Annotated in this window: 10 protein-coding genes, 10 tRNA genes and 3 pseudogenes; 2 read left to right on the top strand and 21 right to left on the bottom strand. The window is 39.5% G+C overall.

What is annotated here, in order from left to right; genetic code table 11:
- Positions 1 to 223 precede the first annotated feature (223 nt).
- Positions 224 to 764 (top strand): annotated as a pseudogene (locus tag J2S10_RS25780) (tyrosine-type recombinase/integrase); the annotation flags it as partial.
- 101 nt (positions 765 to 865) lie between these two features.
- Here J2S10_RS25780 and J2S10_RS25775 read toward each other — a convergent pair.
- From J2S10_RS25775 to sigW, 10 genes and pseudogenes are all read right to left on the bottom strand, one after another.
- Entirely contained in the window at positions 866 to 1,495 is a 630-nt protein-coding gene (locus J2S10_RS25775) for a nitroreductase family protein (RefSeq protein ID WP_370876291.1), read from the bottom strand.
- A 562-nt stretch (positions 1,496 to 2,057) separates the two neighbouring features.
- A pseudogene (locus J2S10_RS25770) lies at positions 2,058 to 2,599 on the bottom strand (ankyrin repeat domain-containing protein); the annotation flags it as partial.
- Positions 2,592 to 2,774, bottom strand: a complete 183-nt coding sequence (locus J2S10_RS27630; protein WP_442417894.1) for a hypothetical protein — start codon at positions 2,772 to 2,774, stop codon at positions 2,592 to 2,594. The pseudogene J2S10_RS25770 and the gene J2S10_RS27630, both read right to left, overlap by 8 nt.
- A 91-nt stretch (positions 2,775 to 2,865) precedes the next feature.
- A pseudogene (locus J2S10_RS25765) lies at positions 2,866 to 3,885 on the bottom strand (MFS transporter); the annotation flags it as partial.
- Between the two features lie 259 nt (positions 3,886 to 4,144).
- Entirely contained in the window at positions 4,145 to 5,947 is a 1,803-nt protein-coding gene (gene glmS / locus J2S10_RS25760) for a glutamine--fructose-6-phosphate transaminase (isomerizing) (protein ID WP_307413801.1), read from the bottom strand.
- A gap of 468 nt (positions 5,948 to 6,415) precedes the next feature.
- Positions 6,416 to 7,765 carry a phosphoglucosamine mutase gene (gene glmM, locus J2S10_RS25755; RefSeq protein ID WP_307413799.1) on the bottom strand — a complete coding sequence of 450 codons (1,350 nt, stop codon included), beginning with the start codon at positions 7,763 to 7,765 and terminating at the stop codon, positions 6,416 to 6,418.
- Positions 7,766 to 7,801: 36 nt separating this feature from the next.
- Positions 7,802 to 9,028 (bottom strand): CdaR family protein, encoded by a 1,227-nt coding sequence (locus J2S10_RS25750; RefSeq protein ID WP_307413796.1) that lies wholly within the window; start codon positions 9,026 to 9,028, stop codon positions 7,802 to 7,804.
- The gene (gene cdaA, locus J2S10_RS25745) at positions 9,021 to 9,851 is read right to left on the bottom strand and encodes a diadenylate cyclase CdaA (RefSeq protein ID WP_307413793.1); all 831 of its coding nucleotides are present in this window, start codon (positions 9,849 to 9,851) and stop codon (positions 9,021 to 9,023) included. The genes J2S10_RS25750 and cdaA overlap by 8 nt, the downstream gene beginning before the upstream one ends.
- 137 nt (positions 9,852 to 9,988) lie before the next feature.
- Positions 9,989 to 10,612, bottom strand: coding sequence for an anti-sigma factor family protein (locus J2S10_RS25740; protein ID WP_307413790.1), 624 nt, complete (start codon positions 10,610 to 10,612; stop codon positions 9,989 to 9,991).
- Between the two features lie 17 nt (positions 10,613 to 10,629).
- Positions 10,630 to 11,193 carry an RNA polymerase sigma factor SigW gene (gene sigW, locus J2S10_RS25735; RefSeq protein WP_307413788.1) on the bottom strand — a complete coding sequence of 188 codons (564 nt, stop codon included), beginning with the start codon at positions 11,191 to 11,193 and terminating at the stop codon, positions 10,630 to 10,632.
- A 192-nt stretch (positions 11,194 to 11,385) separates the two neighbouring features.
- Between sigW and J2S10_RS25730 the strand changes: the two genes are divergently transcribed.
- The gene (locus J2S10_RS25730; RefSeq protein ID WP_307413786.1) at positions 11,386 to 11,556 is read left to right on the top strand and encodes an aspartyl-phosphate phosphatase Spo0E family protein; all 171 of its coding nucleotides are present in this window, start codon (positions 11,386 to 11,388) and stop codon (positions 11,554 to 11,556) included.
- A 40-nt stretch (positions 11,557 to 11,596) separates the two neighbouring features.
- On the opposite strand, the gene rocF is transcribed toward J2S10_RS25730, so the two are convergent.
- From rocF to J2S10_RS25675, 11 genes are all read right to left on the bottom strand, one after another.
- Complete coding sequence (gene rocF / locus J2S10_RS25725) at positions 11,597 to 12,493, bottom strand: arginase (protein WP_307413784.1); 897 nt, start codon at positions 12,491 to 12,493, stop codon at positions 11,597 to 11,599.
- A gap of 187 nt (positions 12,494 to 12,680) precedes the next feature.
- A tRNA-Ala gene (locus J2S10_RS25720) sits at positions 12,681 to 12,756 on the bottom strand.
- Between the two features lie 7 nt (positions 12,757 to 12,763).
- A tRNA-Gly gene (locus tag J2S10_RS25715) sits at positions 12,764 to 12,838 on the bottom strand.
- A 57-nt stretch (positions 12,839 to 12,895) separates the two neighbouring features.
- Positions 12,896 to 12,968: transfer RNA gene (locus J2S10_RS25710), tRNA-Lys, on the bottom strand.
- Position 12,969: 1 nt separating this feature from the next.
- A tRNA-Gln gene (locus J2S10_RS25705) sits at positions 12,970 to 13,044 on the bottom strand.
- Between the two features lie 49 nt (positions 13,045 to 13,093).
- A tRNA-Tyr gene (locus J2S10_RS25700) sits at positions 13,094 to 13,178 on the bottom strand.
- A gap of 18 nt (positions 13,179 to 13,196) precedes the next feature.
- Positions 13,197 to 13,272, bottom strand: a tRNA-Thr gene (locus J2S10_RS25695).
- Positions 13,273 to 13,277: 5 nt separating this feature from the next.
- Positions 13,278 to 13,353 (bottom strand) — tRNA-Val (locus tag J2S10_RS25690).
- Positions 13,354 to 13,359: 6 nt separating this feature from the next.
- Positions 13,360 to 13,434 (bottom strand) — tRNA-Glu (locus J2S10_RS25685).
- Positions 13,435 to 13,455: 21 nt separating this feature from the next.
- Positions 13,456 to 13,528: transfer RNA gene (locus J2S10_RS25680), tRNA-Thr, on the bottom strand.
- A gap of 26 nt (positions 13,529 to 13,554) precedes the next feature.
- Positions 13,555 to 13,629, bottom strand: a tRNA-Asn gene (locus J2S10_RS25675).
- Between the last annotated feature and the right edge of the window lie 19 nt (positions 13,630 to 13,648).

Here is a 13,648-nt window from a genome sequence, read left to right as displayed (position 1 = left end):
CAGCCTTTTTTCTATCAGCTTAAACTCAACTACAATGAAATTGGCATTACCAAACAACATAGTCCTCTCTGATAATTGGAGTGTCTGATAGTTAATCCTTCTTCCACTAACCTGCTTACAATAGTTGAATAGTTTCTTCCGTTTCAATTTTAAGAATAAGGTCAATAATTCCTCTAAAAATTAATTTTTAGGGAGAGATGTACTTTGTTATTGTCAAAGGCATGGGAAACGTATTCCTAAGTTTTTGATCGAATTTGAAATCGAACATTTACGGGAAGCATGCACCACTTCAATGGAAAAGGCTTTGTTTGAATTTATGTTTTCTACAGGCTGCCGTATTGGTGAAATTGTTTCATTAGAAAAAAATCGAATTAATTGGTCAAATCGTTCAGCCGTCGTAAGAGGAAAAGGGGATAAAGAAAGGGAAGTTTATTTTAATATCCGCTGCCAAATTTGGCTTAAGCGTTACCTTGATCAACGCCAGGACGGAGATCCCGCCATTTTTGTCACCGAACGGAATCCACATCGAATGAGCATAGCTCAAATGAGATACATCATCAAGCGGATTTCTAGTCGGGCACGAATAAATAAAACGATTCATCCGCACCAATTGAGGCACAGCTATGCCACTCACATGTTAAATAATGGTGCCCCTCTTGAAGTTATTCAAAGTTTATTTGGGGCACGAGAAAAGTGAGACTACAAGGATCTATGCACAGTTAAGTGGGAGCTTTAGGCAAGAGCTTTATAGAAAGTATTTTTAAATAGGTATGCAAAAAACAATGCCTAAAATATGCATTGATTTTCTTTAATTCTTGCCCCTGTTTGCTGAAAGAAGTCTCATTTAGCCTTTTTGCAATCTTAATTAGAATGTATTCTTAACAGTAATTTGATCCAGAGAAAGACGGCCGGACGGTCTTGCCGGCGATGCAGCAAGGCCAACGGTGATTAGCATCACGGGTACATAGCGGGCAGGAACATTAAACGCTTCTACGAATTTGGCCGCGTCATATCCACCCATCGGACAAGTATCGTAACCCATTGCTTTCGCGGCAATCATAAGCTGCATAGAAGCCAAGGAGCCATTGCGGATCGCTTCATCTCGCGCAAGTTGCGGATATTGGTATGCGCTATTAATTTGATCGACTAGAGTGTCCATCACTTCTTTAGACATAAATCCGCCTTTTACAGCAGGACCAAAAACAAGCTCTGCATTTTTGTTTGCTTCAAGATCACCCAAAACAGCGATCACGACGGTGCTTTCCACGATTTGCTTTTGTCCGTAAGCAATTGGAAGCAGTCTATCTTTCTGAGCTTGATCTTCGATAACGAGGAACTTCCAGTGCTGAAGGTTCCAAGAAGATGGCGTTTCGGAAGCGGATTTCAGCAATTGTTCAAGATCCTCTTTCGGCATTTGGTGGCCGACTTTATATTGTTTCACAGCACGACGGTCGCTTAACACTTTTAAAACTTCTGATTGTACAGTTTGTTGAATCATTGACGATTCCCTCCGATATAAATTGAATTCAGTATAGTTTGTTACTGGGGTGAGAAAGTAAACAGCCAATCGTTAGGAAAATGCTTCCACCATAAAATGCAACTCAATCTGTAATTAACTGTAATTAACTGTAATCATAAATATTGCGTGCTGGCTGTGGTCAGCTCCCACTTGGAATCGGATACGGTCAGCGGCTTTTGGGTACGTTATAAAGGGGTATAGCTAGCAAAGCGGGCCAGTTTAAGAAATGAAAAAATTTTCATAAAAAGATAGAATTTTAACAACAGTATGCATGTATTTATCAGCAGCATCCTTAAGTTATAAAGACCTAAATTATAGAAATTCTTAAACATAAATAAGAGCACATATTAGACCTAATATGTGCTCTCGTTTTATTAAATTAAAGCGCCCGATTTATCAATTTTCATACTTTTCATTACATAAGTTGTTCTATTTTCATTTTTTCCTATTGCATGAAACATCAAATTTTATCTAGAGCAATAGGGCTATTTTATTTCAAAAAAGCGATTTTCCACGTATGCTACTTTCTGAATTTCTGTCATTTCGCTCCTGCAAGGAGAAGTATTTCTTTTATTTCTTCAAAACCTCTATCTTTTGCATGTTGAAGTGGAGTCACTCCTTCCAAATCTGGTATGTTCACATCCGCTCCATGTTCAATTAATAATTTAATGGTTTCTTGTTGGCTTTCTCCCCCATCACCCAGAACAATCGCTTCCATCTATGCAGTCCAACCTAGATTGTTAACATGATTTACATCGATATCCGTATTATCAAGAAGCAATTTTACAACATCAACATAACCATGTTCTGAGGCTGGGATCAAAGCAGTTCCTCTCCTCCATATCGGTTAGTAATGGCGGGGTCAGCACCTGCATCAATCGTAAGCTTCAGGATTTCAATTTATCCTTCTGCACCAGCATATAAGAAGGGATTATTTTTCATGTTATCTTGAATGTTGACGTCTGCACCCGCCTCAATTAGGACTTTCGCAGTCTCTATGTCATTTTTATATGTTGCAATCATAGTAGCAGTTCGTCCTTTTGTGTCCTGTGCATTAATACTTACACCTTCCTTAATCAACTTTCTTATGATATTTACCTTTTCCACTATCCGCTGCTTGAAGAAGCTGTTCATTCACTCCTTGGGTAACGACTTCCCTTTGCTTTTCTTGTTTTTTGATTTCTCCACTGTCATTTGAGACACATCCTTGAAGCAAGAAAATACATCCTATAAATGCTATCATCCACTTCCACATATATAGATGCTCCTATTCCTATTTATTGCTACCTACATTTTAGAAAATTACTCAATAAATGGCTTTTAAACACATTGCGAATGTATTCCCCCTATAAGGCTTGATCCTTTACTCTCCTATTTTCTTGGGGGATTACTCCATTCTTAATCCCTAACCACTTGACTGATATAAAGCAGCTGACAAGTAGCACGATTGCTCCGAATAGATAAGGCAGGTTGATATGAATATCGAATAAAGCCCCCGCAAGCACTGGCCCAAAAATTTGTCCGAGACTCATATAGGCATTGTTCAACCCTGCTACAAATCCTTGTTCATTTCCAGCTTCCTTCGATAGTAACGTGTTAATCGTCGGCCGTAATATGTTATTAAATGTGAAAAACAACATCGTAATTACCATTACATAAAAGAAATTGCCCGAGAATAGTAAGAACACAAGAGATACTGCCGATAGCAAGAGCATGCTGCTAATAATTAGCTTTTCCCCAAATCTTTGTGTAAGCCTGTTGGTCAGCATTACTTGGTTGAATGTACCGATCAAGGAACAAACCATAAACAAGATGGAAATATCTCTAGTCGTAAATCCATAGCTCTGAGTAACGAACAACGGATATATCGCCTCAAAGTGAGTAAGTCCGAATGTAAGAGCGAATATCATTAACAATAGGATAAAATAGCGAGATTTAACCGATTGTGCAAGTTGACGAAAAATATTTTCTTTCTTCTGTTTCGATTTCAGATGCATGAGACGAACCTCTACAGATTTGGATTCCGGTAATAATGGTAAGCAACAGATCACCGCCAAAAGACCAATACTTGCAGACGCAAAGAAAGGAACCCTAGTTCCAAACTCAGCAAACAATCCTCCCAAACCCGGACCAATAATAAAACCGGATGACATCGAAGCGCCTAGAAATGACATCGCTCTAGGCCTCTGTTCATCTGTCGTGATATCAACGACATAAGCCATAATGGAGGGAACCAAGGCAGCAGAACCCATACCGCCAATTAATCGTGAAACAAGAAAAAGCGAAAAATGATCTGCAGCAGCAGCCAATAAGTTGGAAATAACGAATAAGCATAGTCCAACGACAATCATCGGCTTACGTCCATATTTGTCTGATAAATGCTCCTTATGTCAAGTCAAAAAATTGGTTAATTTCAGAAGAGGATTTGTCTCACAATTCCCAGTGGAAAATTGTCAGGCAAATTCTGCTTTCTGGGCACGTATAAAAAAAGACTCAATCCAAAATGGATCAAGCCTTTCGTGTGTTACCATATTTATTTTTTAGTTACACTTTATTTTTCACGGACAAAATGGCATTACCCGACTTTTTTGTCTTTCAACAGTTCTCGATTCTATTAATAAGCTTTTATTCAACCGTTACCGATTTTGCCAAATTACGCGGTTTGTCGACGTCGCAATCACGGTGCAAGGCAGCATAGTAGGCAATTAATTGCATAGGTATGACAGAGATAAGTGGTGTTAATAATTCATGTACTTCAGGAATGACGAAGCTGTCTTCGTCCATTTCTAACCCCTTCATCGAAATGATGCATGGGTTTGCTCCGCGGGCAACGACTTCTTTGACATTACCGCGAATGCTTAAGTTTACACTTTCTTGAGTTGCGAGAGCAATGATCGGAGTACCTTCTTCAATTAAAGCAATCGTGCCATGCTTTAATTCTCCGCCTGCAAAGCCCTCTGCTTGTATATAAGAAATTTCCTTTAACTTCAAGGCACCTTCTAAACCAACATAGTGGTCAACCGAACGGCCGATGAAGAAGGCATTTCGCGTTACAGATAAAAACTCTCTGGAAATGTGCTCAATTAGTTCTTTTGAATCACAGAGAACTTCCATCGCATTTGCCACGATGCCCAGTTCATGTACAAGGTCAAAGCCAAGAGTATAATTGCGGCTTTTTGCCGTTACTTCAGCTAAAATAGATAAAACCGCTAACTGTGCAGTGTATGCTTTAGTCGAAGCAACTGCAATTTCCGGACCTGCATGTAAAAGAAGAGTATAATCTGCTTCACGTGAAAGAGTGGACCCGGGAACATTCGTAATTGTTAATGTACGATGACCTAATTCCTTTACACTTACAAGAACGGCACGGCTGTCCGCTGTTTCGCCGCTTTGTGAAATAAAAATAAACAATGGTTTATCAGATAAAAGCGGCATGTTGTAGCCAAATTCACTTGCCACATGGACTTCAACAGGAATCTTAGCGATCTTTTCAATAAACTGTTTACCAACAAGGCCTGCATGATAGGAAGTTCCCGCCGCAATAATATATACCCTGTCCGAATCATTCATCGCATTGATAATCTCAGGTGCAATTGTTAATTCACCTTGTTCATTTTGATACGTTTGAATGATTTTCCTCATTACAAGCGGCTGCTCATCAATTTCTTTGAGCATATAATGCGGATACGTCCCCTTTTCTATATCACTTGCATCAAGCTCAGCTGTATATGGCTTACGGCTAATGATATCACCGTTAAGGTTTTGAATGGTTACGTGATCCTTTGTGACAATAACAATTTCTTTATCCACTAATTCAACATATTGATCAGTTACTTGAAGCATTGCCATTGCATCGCTTGCAACCACATTAAAGTCATTACCGAGGCCGACAAGCAGAGGGCTTTTATTTTTTGCTACAAAAATTGTTTCATTATTCTCGGCATCTAACAAAGCAAGGGCATAAGATCCTTTTAAAAGAGTTAATGTTTTGCGGAACGCTTCAATTACTTCAAGACCTTCTTTTACAAACAGCTCAATTAACTGAACGATTACTTCTGTATCCGTTTCACTTACGAATGTAGCGTCCGCTAAATATTCCCGCTTTAAGATATCGTAGTTTTCAATGACACCGTTATGAACAAGCGTAAAACGACCCGACGTACTTTGGTGAGGATGGGCATTTAGCTGGCTGGGAACACCGTGAGTAGCCCAACGGGTATGACCAATTCCAATATTTGCCACAACATTTTCATCGACAATACTGCGAAGGTCGGCAATCCGGCCCTTTTCTTTAAAAACGTGAACGCCATTTTCATTCTTAACCGCAATACCGGCCGAGTCGTATCCTCTATATTCAAGCTTTTCTAAACCTTTTAATAAGATTTCTTTTGAATCATTATTTCCAATATATCCAACAATTCCACACATTTTTTCTTTTCCTCCCTAAATATAGGGGGCAAGAATGCACCGGAGGCGTACTTGCCCCCTTATCTCTGTTCTTTTAAGGTATCCGTCTATACCTTTTTTTGTTTGCGCAGCTTCTTCTCTTTGTGCACCGAGTTGCCTCAGGTGTTTTAAAGAAGAGTTTACGGTTGTGCGATTCAACCGGGAGGTATCCGCCGAACATTCGATAAACCTCCTCCTCGTCAACTAATCTGACTGCTTCAGATTAGTTCAGGCGCTTTAGTTAAAACTATCCGCGATCCACCTTTCTTTTTAAATGAATAATTTTCCACTTTGAAGATATAAAGCAAATTCATCTTACCTGATTGTCAGAAGTCCGTCAACCACTTCTTGACTATAAAATTCTACATTTTTATAAATAATTGTAAAATTATACATAATAAAATATGCATAAGGGGTTTATAGGGTTCCCTTATGCATATTTATATGTCTCTATTCTTTTAATTCCATTTCTTCTTTTACAACAGAAACGATACGATTTACATAGGCTTCGCACAGCTCCTCTGAAGGGGCCTCTGCCATTACACGTACAAGCGGTTCTGTTCCGGAGGGGCGGACAAGAATCCTTCCATCCCCGGCCATTTCTTGCTCCACCTGCTCAATTACAGCCTTAACTCTTACATTATCAGTGACATGATTTTTATCTGTTACCCTTACATTAACTAGTTTTTGAGGAAATTTTTTCATTTCGCCTGCCAATTCAGATAAAGGCTTTTGTGTTGCTTTCATAATATTTACTAACTGCAAACCGGTTAATAAGCCATCACCGGTAGTATTATAATCCAAGAAAATAATATGACCTGATTGCTCTCCGCCAAGATTAAAGCCATTTTTCTTCATTTCTTCTACTACGTAGCGATCACCGACCGCCGTTGGGATACTGTGAATCCCATGACTTTCAAGTCCTTTATAAAATCCAAGATTACTCATAACTGTTGAAACAATGGTACCATGCTTTAATCGACCTTGTTCTTTCATATACTTTCCACAGATGTACATGATTTGATCCCCGTCGACAATATTTCCTTTTTCATCAATCGCAATTAAACGATCTCCATCACCATCAAAGGAAAGTCCAACATCTGCTCCTTTTTCTTTAACCAAAGCCGCAAGTGACTCTGGATGGGTGGAACCCACACCTGCATTGATATTTAAACCATTTGGGGATGCACCCATGGTAGATAAGTCAGCGTCTAAATCTGCATATAAATGGGTAGCCAATGATGAGGTAGCACCGTGTGCACAATCCAATGCAATATGAATTCCGGAGAAATCCTCATCTACTGTGTGTTTTAGGAATTGAAGATACTTTTGGCCGCCTTCAAAATAATCCATCACCTGACCAAGCTCAGACCCAATCGGCCGTGGTAATTGGTCATCCGGAAGGTCAATTAATGCCTCTATTTCTAACTCTTGTTCATCTGATAGCTTAAAGCCATCAGGACCAAAAAATTTAATCCCGTTGTCCGCGACCGGGTTATGCGAAGCAGAAATCATGACACCGGCTTGAGCACCCAATGCTTTTGTTAAGTATGCTACTCCCGGAGTCGAAATAACCCCCAGTCTCATAACTTCTGCTCCGATGGAAAGTAACCCTGCAACAAGGGCTCCCTCAAGCATATGGCCCGAGATTCGGGTATCACGTCCAATAATGACTTTTGGCCGATCCTTATCTTTTGTTAACACATATCCGCCAAAACGGCCTAATTTAAAGGCTAATTCAGGTGTTAACTCACTGTTTGCCACTCCGCGAACTCCATCGGTACCAAAATATTTTCCCATTTCAAAAATCGCTCCTTCAAGTATACTGCTCTCGTATTATGCATTTTTAGATATAGTAATTGTTGCTGTCGATTTATCCGGTGTCCAATTTACATCGGGAGGACCTTCAACTTGAATTTTCACTTCATGATTGCCTTCAGCAAGACTCGTTAGATCAATAAAGGCGTTAAAGTCATTAGGCGTTAACCCATCTACGACTGAATTCGGACCGTTAACATATAGATTAATCATCTGATTAACAGGGTCATTAATCTGCGCCTGATAAGAATTGGACAAACCCCTTATTTTTAAAGGGAGGCCCGATACTGATTTTTGTCCTTGTTTCTTCACTGTTACAGTTGCTTTTACCAATTGCGGTGTCACCTTTGTGATTCCATTTGAAATGATGACAGGTAAAGTAAGGGTCGTGTTGTCACTAATTTTACTTACGTCTACTTCTACCCGGACGTGGTCAGTATCTTTTAAAACATCTTCACTCCCTATAATGGAGGCATCAGTTGCATCGAGTGTTATGGAATCAATCGATACTCCGGAAGGCGGCGTTCCTTTTTGAACAATGCTTATTGGAACGTTTTTGCTGGTGCTTTTAACAGGTATCGTTACCTTTACAATGCCGGGGTCCACCGCTACTTCCAATTTATTCAACTCTCTATCAAGGACACTTATACGCGCTTCCTTTGTAATCGTATCGGTAAGATGATTCTTGGTATCAACAATCGCTTTTACATAAGTAATCCGATCAATTACATTTTTCGCCCCGGTTATCTTTACCTTATTCGGTTCGACAATAGGCTGTCCCGCAGAATAACCGTCTTCAAGCAAGCTGCTGTTAAACTCTGCTTCAACCTTGAATTCCTTCGTAATCTTCTCTTGAATCGATACGTTTACATAACCCGGCTCGATTGTTGCCTTCAATTTATCAGATAGGTTCTTAACTTTAAGTTTAACTGTCTGATTGCCAATTTTCGCCTTTGTTAAATCAACATAAACCTCAAAGTTTTTTAGTGCTTTCGCTGACTGAACATGTGTAACAGGGCCTTTTATGGTCATATCAACTGTATTTGGAATACCCGATACAACCAGATTCTCGGTATCGTAATATACTTTTACAGGGATATCGGTTATTGTTGCAGTGGTTTGTTCACCTGGTACATTTACATCCGTTATTTTACTGCCGGTATGCGGCACAGATGAATAGAGAAGAATCGCCAACAGCAAGGCAATAATTTTTATAAACCACGGATTATCCATCAGTTTATCCATTTTTCTTCCCCCTCCAATTCCAACGGGCTGAGGATGTCTGTTTGACTTTGTTCGTAAATAACAATTCATTAGAGAGTAATTCTTTAAATTCCTCTGCTTTCAAATCACGATGAAGTTCCCCATTTTTCGTTAGGGAAATATTCCCTGTCTCCTCTGAAACGACGACCGTAACACTATCCGTAACCTCACTGATTCCTAATGCAGCACGGTGTCTCGTCCCAAGTTCCTTTGATATAAACGGGCTTTCCGATAATGGAAGATAACAGGCAGCGGCTGCGACATTATTCTTTTGGATAATGACGGCTCCATCATGGAGCGGCGTATTCGGGATAAAAATATTAATGAGTAATTCGGAAGAAATGTTTGAATCCATATGAATGCCGGTTTCTATGTAATCACTCATGCCCGTTTCCCTCTCAATAGAAATCAAGGCACCGATACGGCGTTTCGCCATATAGTCTGTGGCTTTAATGATTGCAGCCACAGCTTTCTCGGGATCTTCATCATCAGGATTACTGCTTCTTGAGAAAAACTTCCCTCTTCCCAGCTGCTCGAGTGCTCTTCTTAGTTCAGGCTGAAAGATAATAATTATTGCTAGAAATCCCCATGTAATGGCTTGCTCCATCATCCAGCTTAATGTTTTTAAGCCTAAAAATTCACTGACAATCCTTACAAGAAGAATAACAAAAATACCTTTTAATAATTGAACGGCCTTTGTCCCTCTTATAACCATTATCAATTTATAAATGACATACCACACAAGGAGAACATCAACAATACTAGACAAATATTTCCATATTGTGAAATCTGCAAAAAACGGCATTGTTCTTCCTCCGTACTATAACTTAAAAAAACATTAGAATATAACCTTAGTTATTATAACATAAATCTAACATGTACCTATTATATGTATTCTGATTCAGTAAAAAACAAATCACCCGTTTTTGAGTGATTTGTTTTTTACTCATTTTTGTTATCATCAAATACACTTACCGTTTCATGAACGGTTTTTTTCATATAATACCAAATCCAATCAAAAACTTCATTAACCTCTTGAATTTGACCTGTTACATGTCCTGCAGAGGCCATATACTTTTTTCCGTTTATTACTGTAACATCCCCCTGGACTTCTCCTTCAATTTTTAGGTTTCCGTTTCGGACAATAACATCCCCTTTAACCACTTCCCCTTTAGGGACAATCACCGTATCGTTTTGTACAATTAGGTTTCTTTGCTTTGATACTGAAAATTCATGATCCTGATTCCAAGTAGATAACAAGCTTCCCATCATTAAGACGAAAAAAAGCGACGCAGCAGCTAATAAAGGATGGTTCTTTAACCAACGCTGTATTCCGACCTTTTTCTTTTCTTTTGGAAGACGGGCCATCACGTTAGCAGTAAAATTATCAGGAGCTTTTATATTTGACGTACTCTTTACGAATGCTATTGTCTTTTTTAATTCATTAAATATCGTTTCGCACTCCTTGCAGTTCCGGAGGTGCTCTCTTAAAATCATTTCATTCTGTGAATTTATTTCTTCATCTAAAAAATCATGCATTAATTCAATGATTTGTTTTGGGCACATTTTTGTTTCACCTCTTATCACACATATCGTAATTGCTGTCTTAATGCTTCCCGTCCGCGATGAATTCTGGTTTTAACTGTTCCGAGGGGCAAATCAAGGATTTCACTGATTTCATTTAATGACAATTCTTCAATATATTTTAATACGATTGCTGTTCGATATTTTTCAGGAAGCTTTAAGATTTCCTTTTGAACAGTTTCATGAAGCTCTAAACTTTGGATTTCATTTTCGGGGAGCGGGGAATTTGAAGGAATCTGTGAATACATTGTCAAACCCTCTGTCCCGGAAACTTCAGCATCTAAATAGTAATCGGGCTTCTTTTTTCGCATTCTATCTATACATAAATTAGTGGCAATACGAAACAGCCATGTTGAAAACTTTAAATCTTGATTAAACGATTTTATATTAATATAGGCACGAATAAAAGCTTCCTGTGCCATATCCTCTGCTTCATGCCGGTTTCCAAGCATTCGGTAGCAAAGCTGATAGATACTATTTTTATACAATTCAACAATTTCACCAAAAGCATCTTGATCGCCTTTAATGACTTGTTTAATTCTCTTTTTAACGACTGCTTCCATTTATTTACCTCGCTTCAGTGCAGCTATACGATAGTACGAATCGTTAGCAAAAAAGTTTCAAATATAACAAAAAACTTCTCAATAACATTAATATTAACAAAAATTTACTTAAATGGATAATAAACTCGTATAAAAGATTTTTATTAGGGAGATAAAAAATAGTAAGGACCTGAGGAAAGTAGGTTAGTATTTGTGGATATTCAATTGTTCAAACTAAATGAGGATATTGAAAATTGCAGAGAAGAAATGGTTCGCATGGCTTCCGAAACCTCATTTGCAAATTCTCTTGTTATTGAAACCAGTATGAGGCTTGATTCATTATTAAATAAATATCATTTATTAAAGAACTCTTGTGAGCATTAATAAAAAGGAGCAGCAGCTCGTGAGCTGCTGCCTTCTTATTTTATAAAAGCTTTTCACCGAATAATGAACCCATAAGGCCAACTGCACAAATGGCAGTTTTATTTTTTTCATCAAGAATTGGATTTACTTCAACAAATTCTGCAGAGGTAATGATTTGGGCTTCTTGCAGCATCTCCATTGCCAGATGGCTTTCGCGGTAGCTGATTCCTCCCATGACAGGTGTTCCTACACCTGGAGCATCATGTGGATCAAGTCCATCTAAATCAAGAGATAAATGGACCCCATCTGTTTTTTCCTTAAGATAATCAATTGTTTCTTCCATCACTTTTGTCATACCAAGTCTGTCTATTTCATGCATTGTATAAACTTTTATGCCCTTTTCTTTAATTAAAATTCTCTCACCCTCGTCAAGTGACCTTGCGCCGATAATGACAACATTCTCCGGATTAACTTTAGGACTAAAGCCTGCAATATCAGTTAAAGAGCGATGGCCTAATCCGATGCTCACTGCCAATGGCATACCATGGATATTACCTGAAGGGCTTGTTTCTGCTGTATTCAAATCACCATGAGCGTCATACCAAATAACGCCAAGATTTTTATAATGCTTAGCTACCCCCGCTAATGTACCAATAGCAATACTATGGTCGCCGCCAAGTACCAGAGGAAATGAACCTGTTTCAATCGCTTCATCCACTTTTTCAGCAAGTAATGCACTTTTTTCAGCTACTAAGTCTAAATTACGCAGATTTGATTCTTTATCAATAACTACTTCAGGCCTGCCGATCGGGATATCCCCTAAGTCATGTACTTCATCGAATAGAGGTTTAAGCCTTTCATTTATCCCAGCGTAACGAATTGCGCTCGGACCCATATCTACCCCGCGTCTCATTTGACCTAAATCCATCGGCATACCAATTATCGAAAGCTTTTTCATTATTTCTCCTCCTAACCCTTTATACTTCTATTTTAACCGCTTTCATAGTAATGACTCAACTCGACAAAATTATGTATAAACATACGAAAAGCGGAAGCGCCTTGCTCAGGGGCGACAAGCATAGTAAAAAACAAATAAAAAAAGCCTTAAATCACTTGGTGATTTAAGGCAAATATATGTAGTGTGATGGTGGAGCCTAGCGGGATCGAACCGCTGACCTCCTGCGTGCAAAGCAGGCGCTCTCCCAGCTGAGCTAAGGCCCCAAAGAAATGGAGCGGAAGACGGGATTCGAACCCGCGACCCCCACCTTGGCAAGGTGGTGTTCTACCACTGAACTACTTCCGCATTTCATAGATAAAGACCCTTAGAAATTAATCCCGTGGGTCTGCAATGTTAAATTAATGAGCCATGAAGGACTCGAACCTTCGACCCTCTGATTAAAAGTCAGATGCTCTACCAACTGAGCTAATGGCTCTTGGCTGGGCTAGCTGGATTTGAACCAACGCATGTCGCAGTCAAAGTGCGATGCCTTACCGCTTGGCTATAGCCCAATGATGATTTAATAATATCTAGTTTGTCCAACTTTTCTTAAAATATGAATGGTGGAGGGGGACGGATTCGAACCGCCGAACCCGGAGGGAGCGGATTTACAGTCCGCCGCGTTTAGCCACTTCGCTACCCCTCCATATTCAATTTAAAAAAGTGGTGCCGGCGAAAGGACTTGAACCCTCAACCTACTGATTACAAGTCAGTTGCTCTACCAATTGAGCTACACCGGCAAATATGGTGGAGGATGACGGGATCGAACCGCCGACCCTCTGCTTGTAAGGCAGATGCTCTCCCAGCTGAGCTAATCCTCCATATTATGGTGACCCCTACGGGATTCGAACCCGTGTTACCGCCGTGAAAGGGCGGTGTCTTAACCGCTTGACCAAGGGGCCTTACTATTATTAAAATAGGTAAGCTTCCAAGCGGGCTCGAACCGCTGACCTCTTCCTTACCATGGAAGTGCTCTACCTACTGAGCTATGGAAGCATAGCTGATTTTCTAGTTAGTTAAAATGGCTCCGCAGGTAGGACTCGAACCTACGACCGATCGGTTAACAGCCGATAGCTCTACCACTGAGCTACTGCGGAATAATTTTATAACAGCCTG

The organism is Neobacillus ginsengisoli, assembly GCF_030813055.1.
This window is presented reverse-complemented; position numbering and strand designations above follow the sequence as displayed.

What these genes read in the sequence shown, in the direction of transcription:
- J2S10_RS27630 (WP_442417894.1), bottom strand. Translation starts at nt 2,774, where the DNA reads ATGTGGAAGTGGATGATAGCATTTATAGGATGTATTTTCTTGCTTCAA.
- glmS (WP_307413801.1), bottom strand. Translation starts at nt 5,947, where the DNA reads ATGTGTGGAATTGTTGGATATATTGGAAATAATGATTCAAAAGAAATC.
- glmM (WP_307413799.1), bottom strand. Translation starts at nt 7,765, where the DNA reads ATGGGAAAATATTTTGGTACCGATGGAGTTCGCGGAGTGGCAAACAGT.
- J2S10_RS25750 (WP_307413796.1), bottom strand. Translation starts at nt 9,028, where the DNA reads ATGGATAAACTGATGGATAATCCGTGGTTTATAAAAATTATTGCCTTG.
- cdaA (WP_307413793.1), bottom strand. Translation starts at nt 9,851, where the DNA reads ATGCCGTTTTTTGCAGATTTCACAATATGGAAATATTTGTCTAGTATT.
- J2S10_RS25740 (WP_307413790.1), bottom strand. Translation starts at nt 10,612, where the DNA reads ATGTGCCCAAAACAAATCATTGAATTAATGCATGATTTTTTAGATGAA.
- sigW (WP_307413788.1), bottom strand. Translation starts at nt 11,193, where the DNA reads ATGGAAGCAGTCGTTAAAAAGAGAATTAAACAAGTCATTAAAGGCGAT.
- rocF (WP_307413784.1), bottom strand. Translation starts at nt 12,493, where the DNA reads ATGAAAAAGCTTTCGATAATTGGTATGCCGATGGATTTAGGTCAAATG.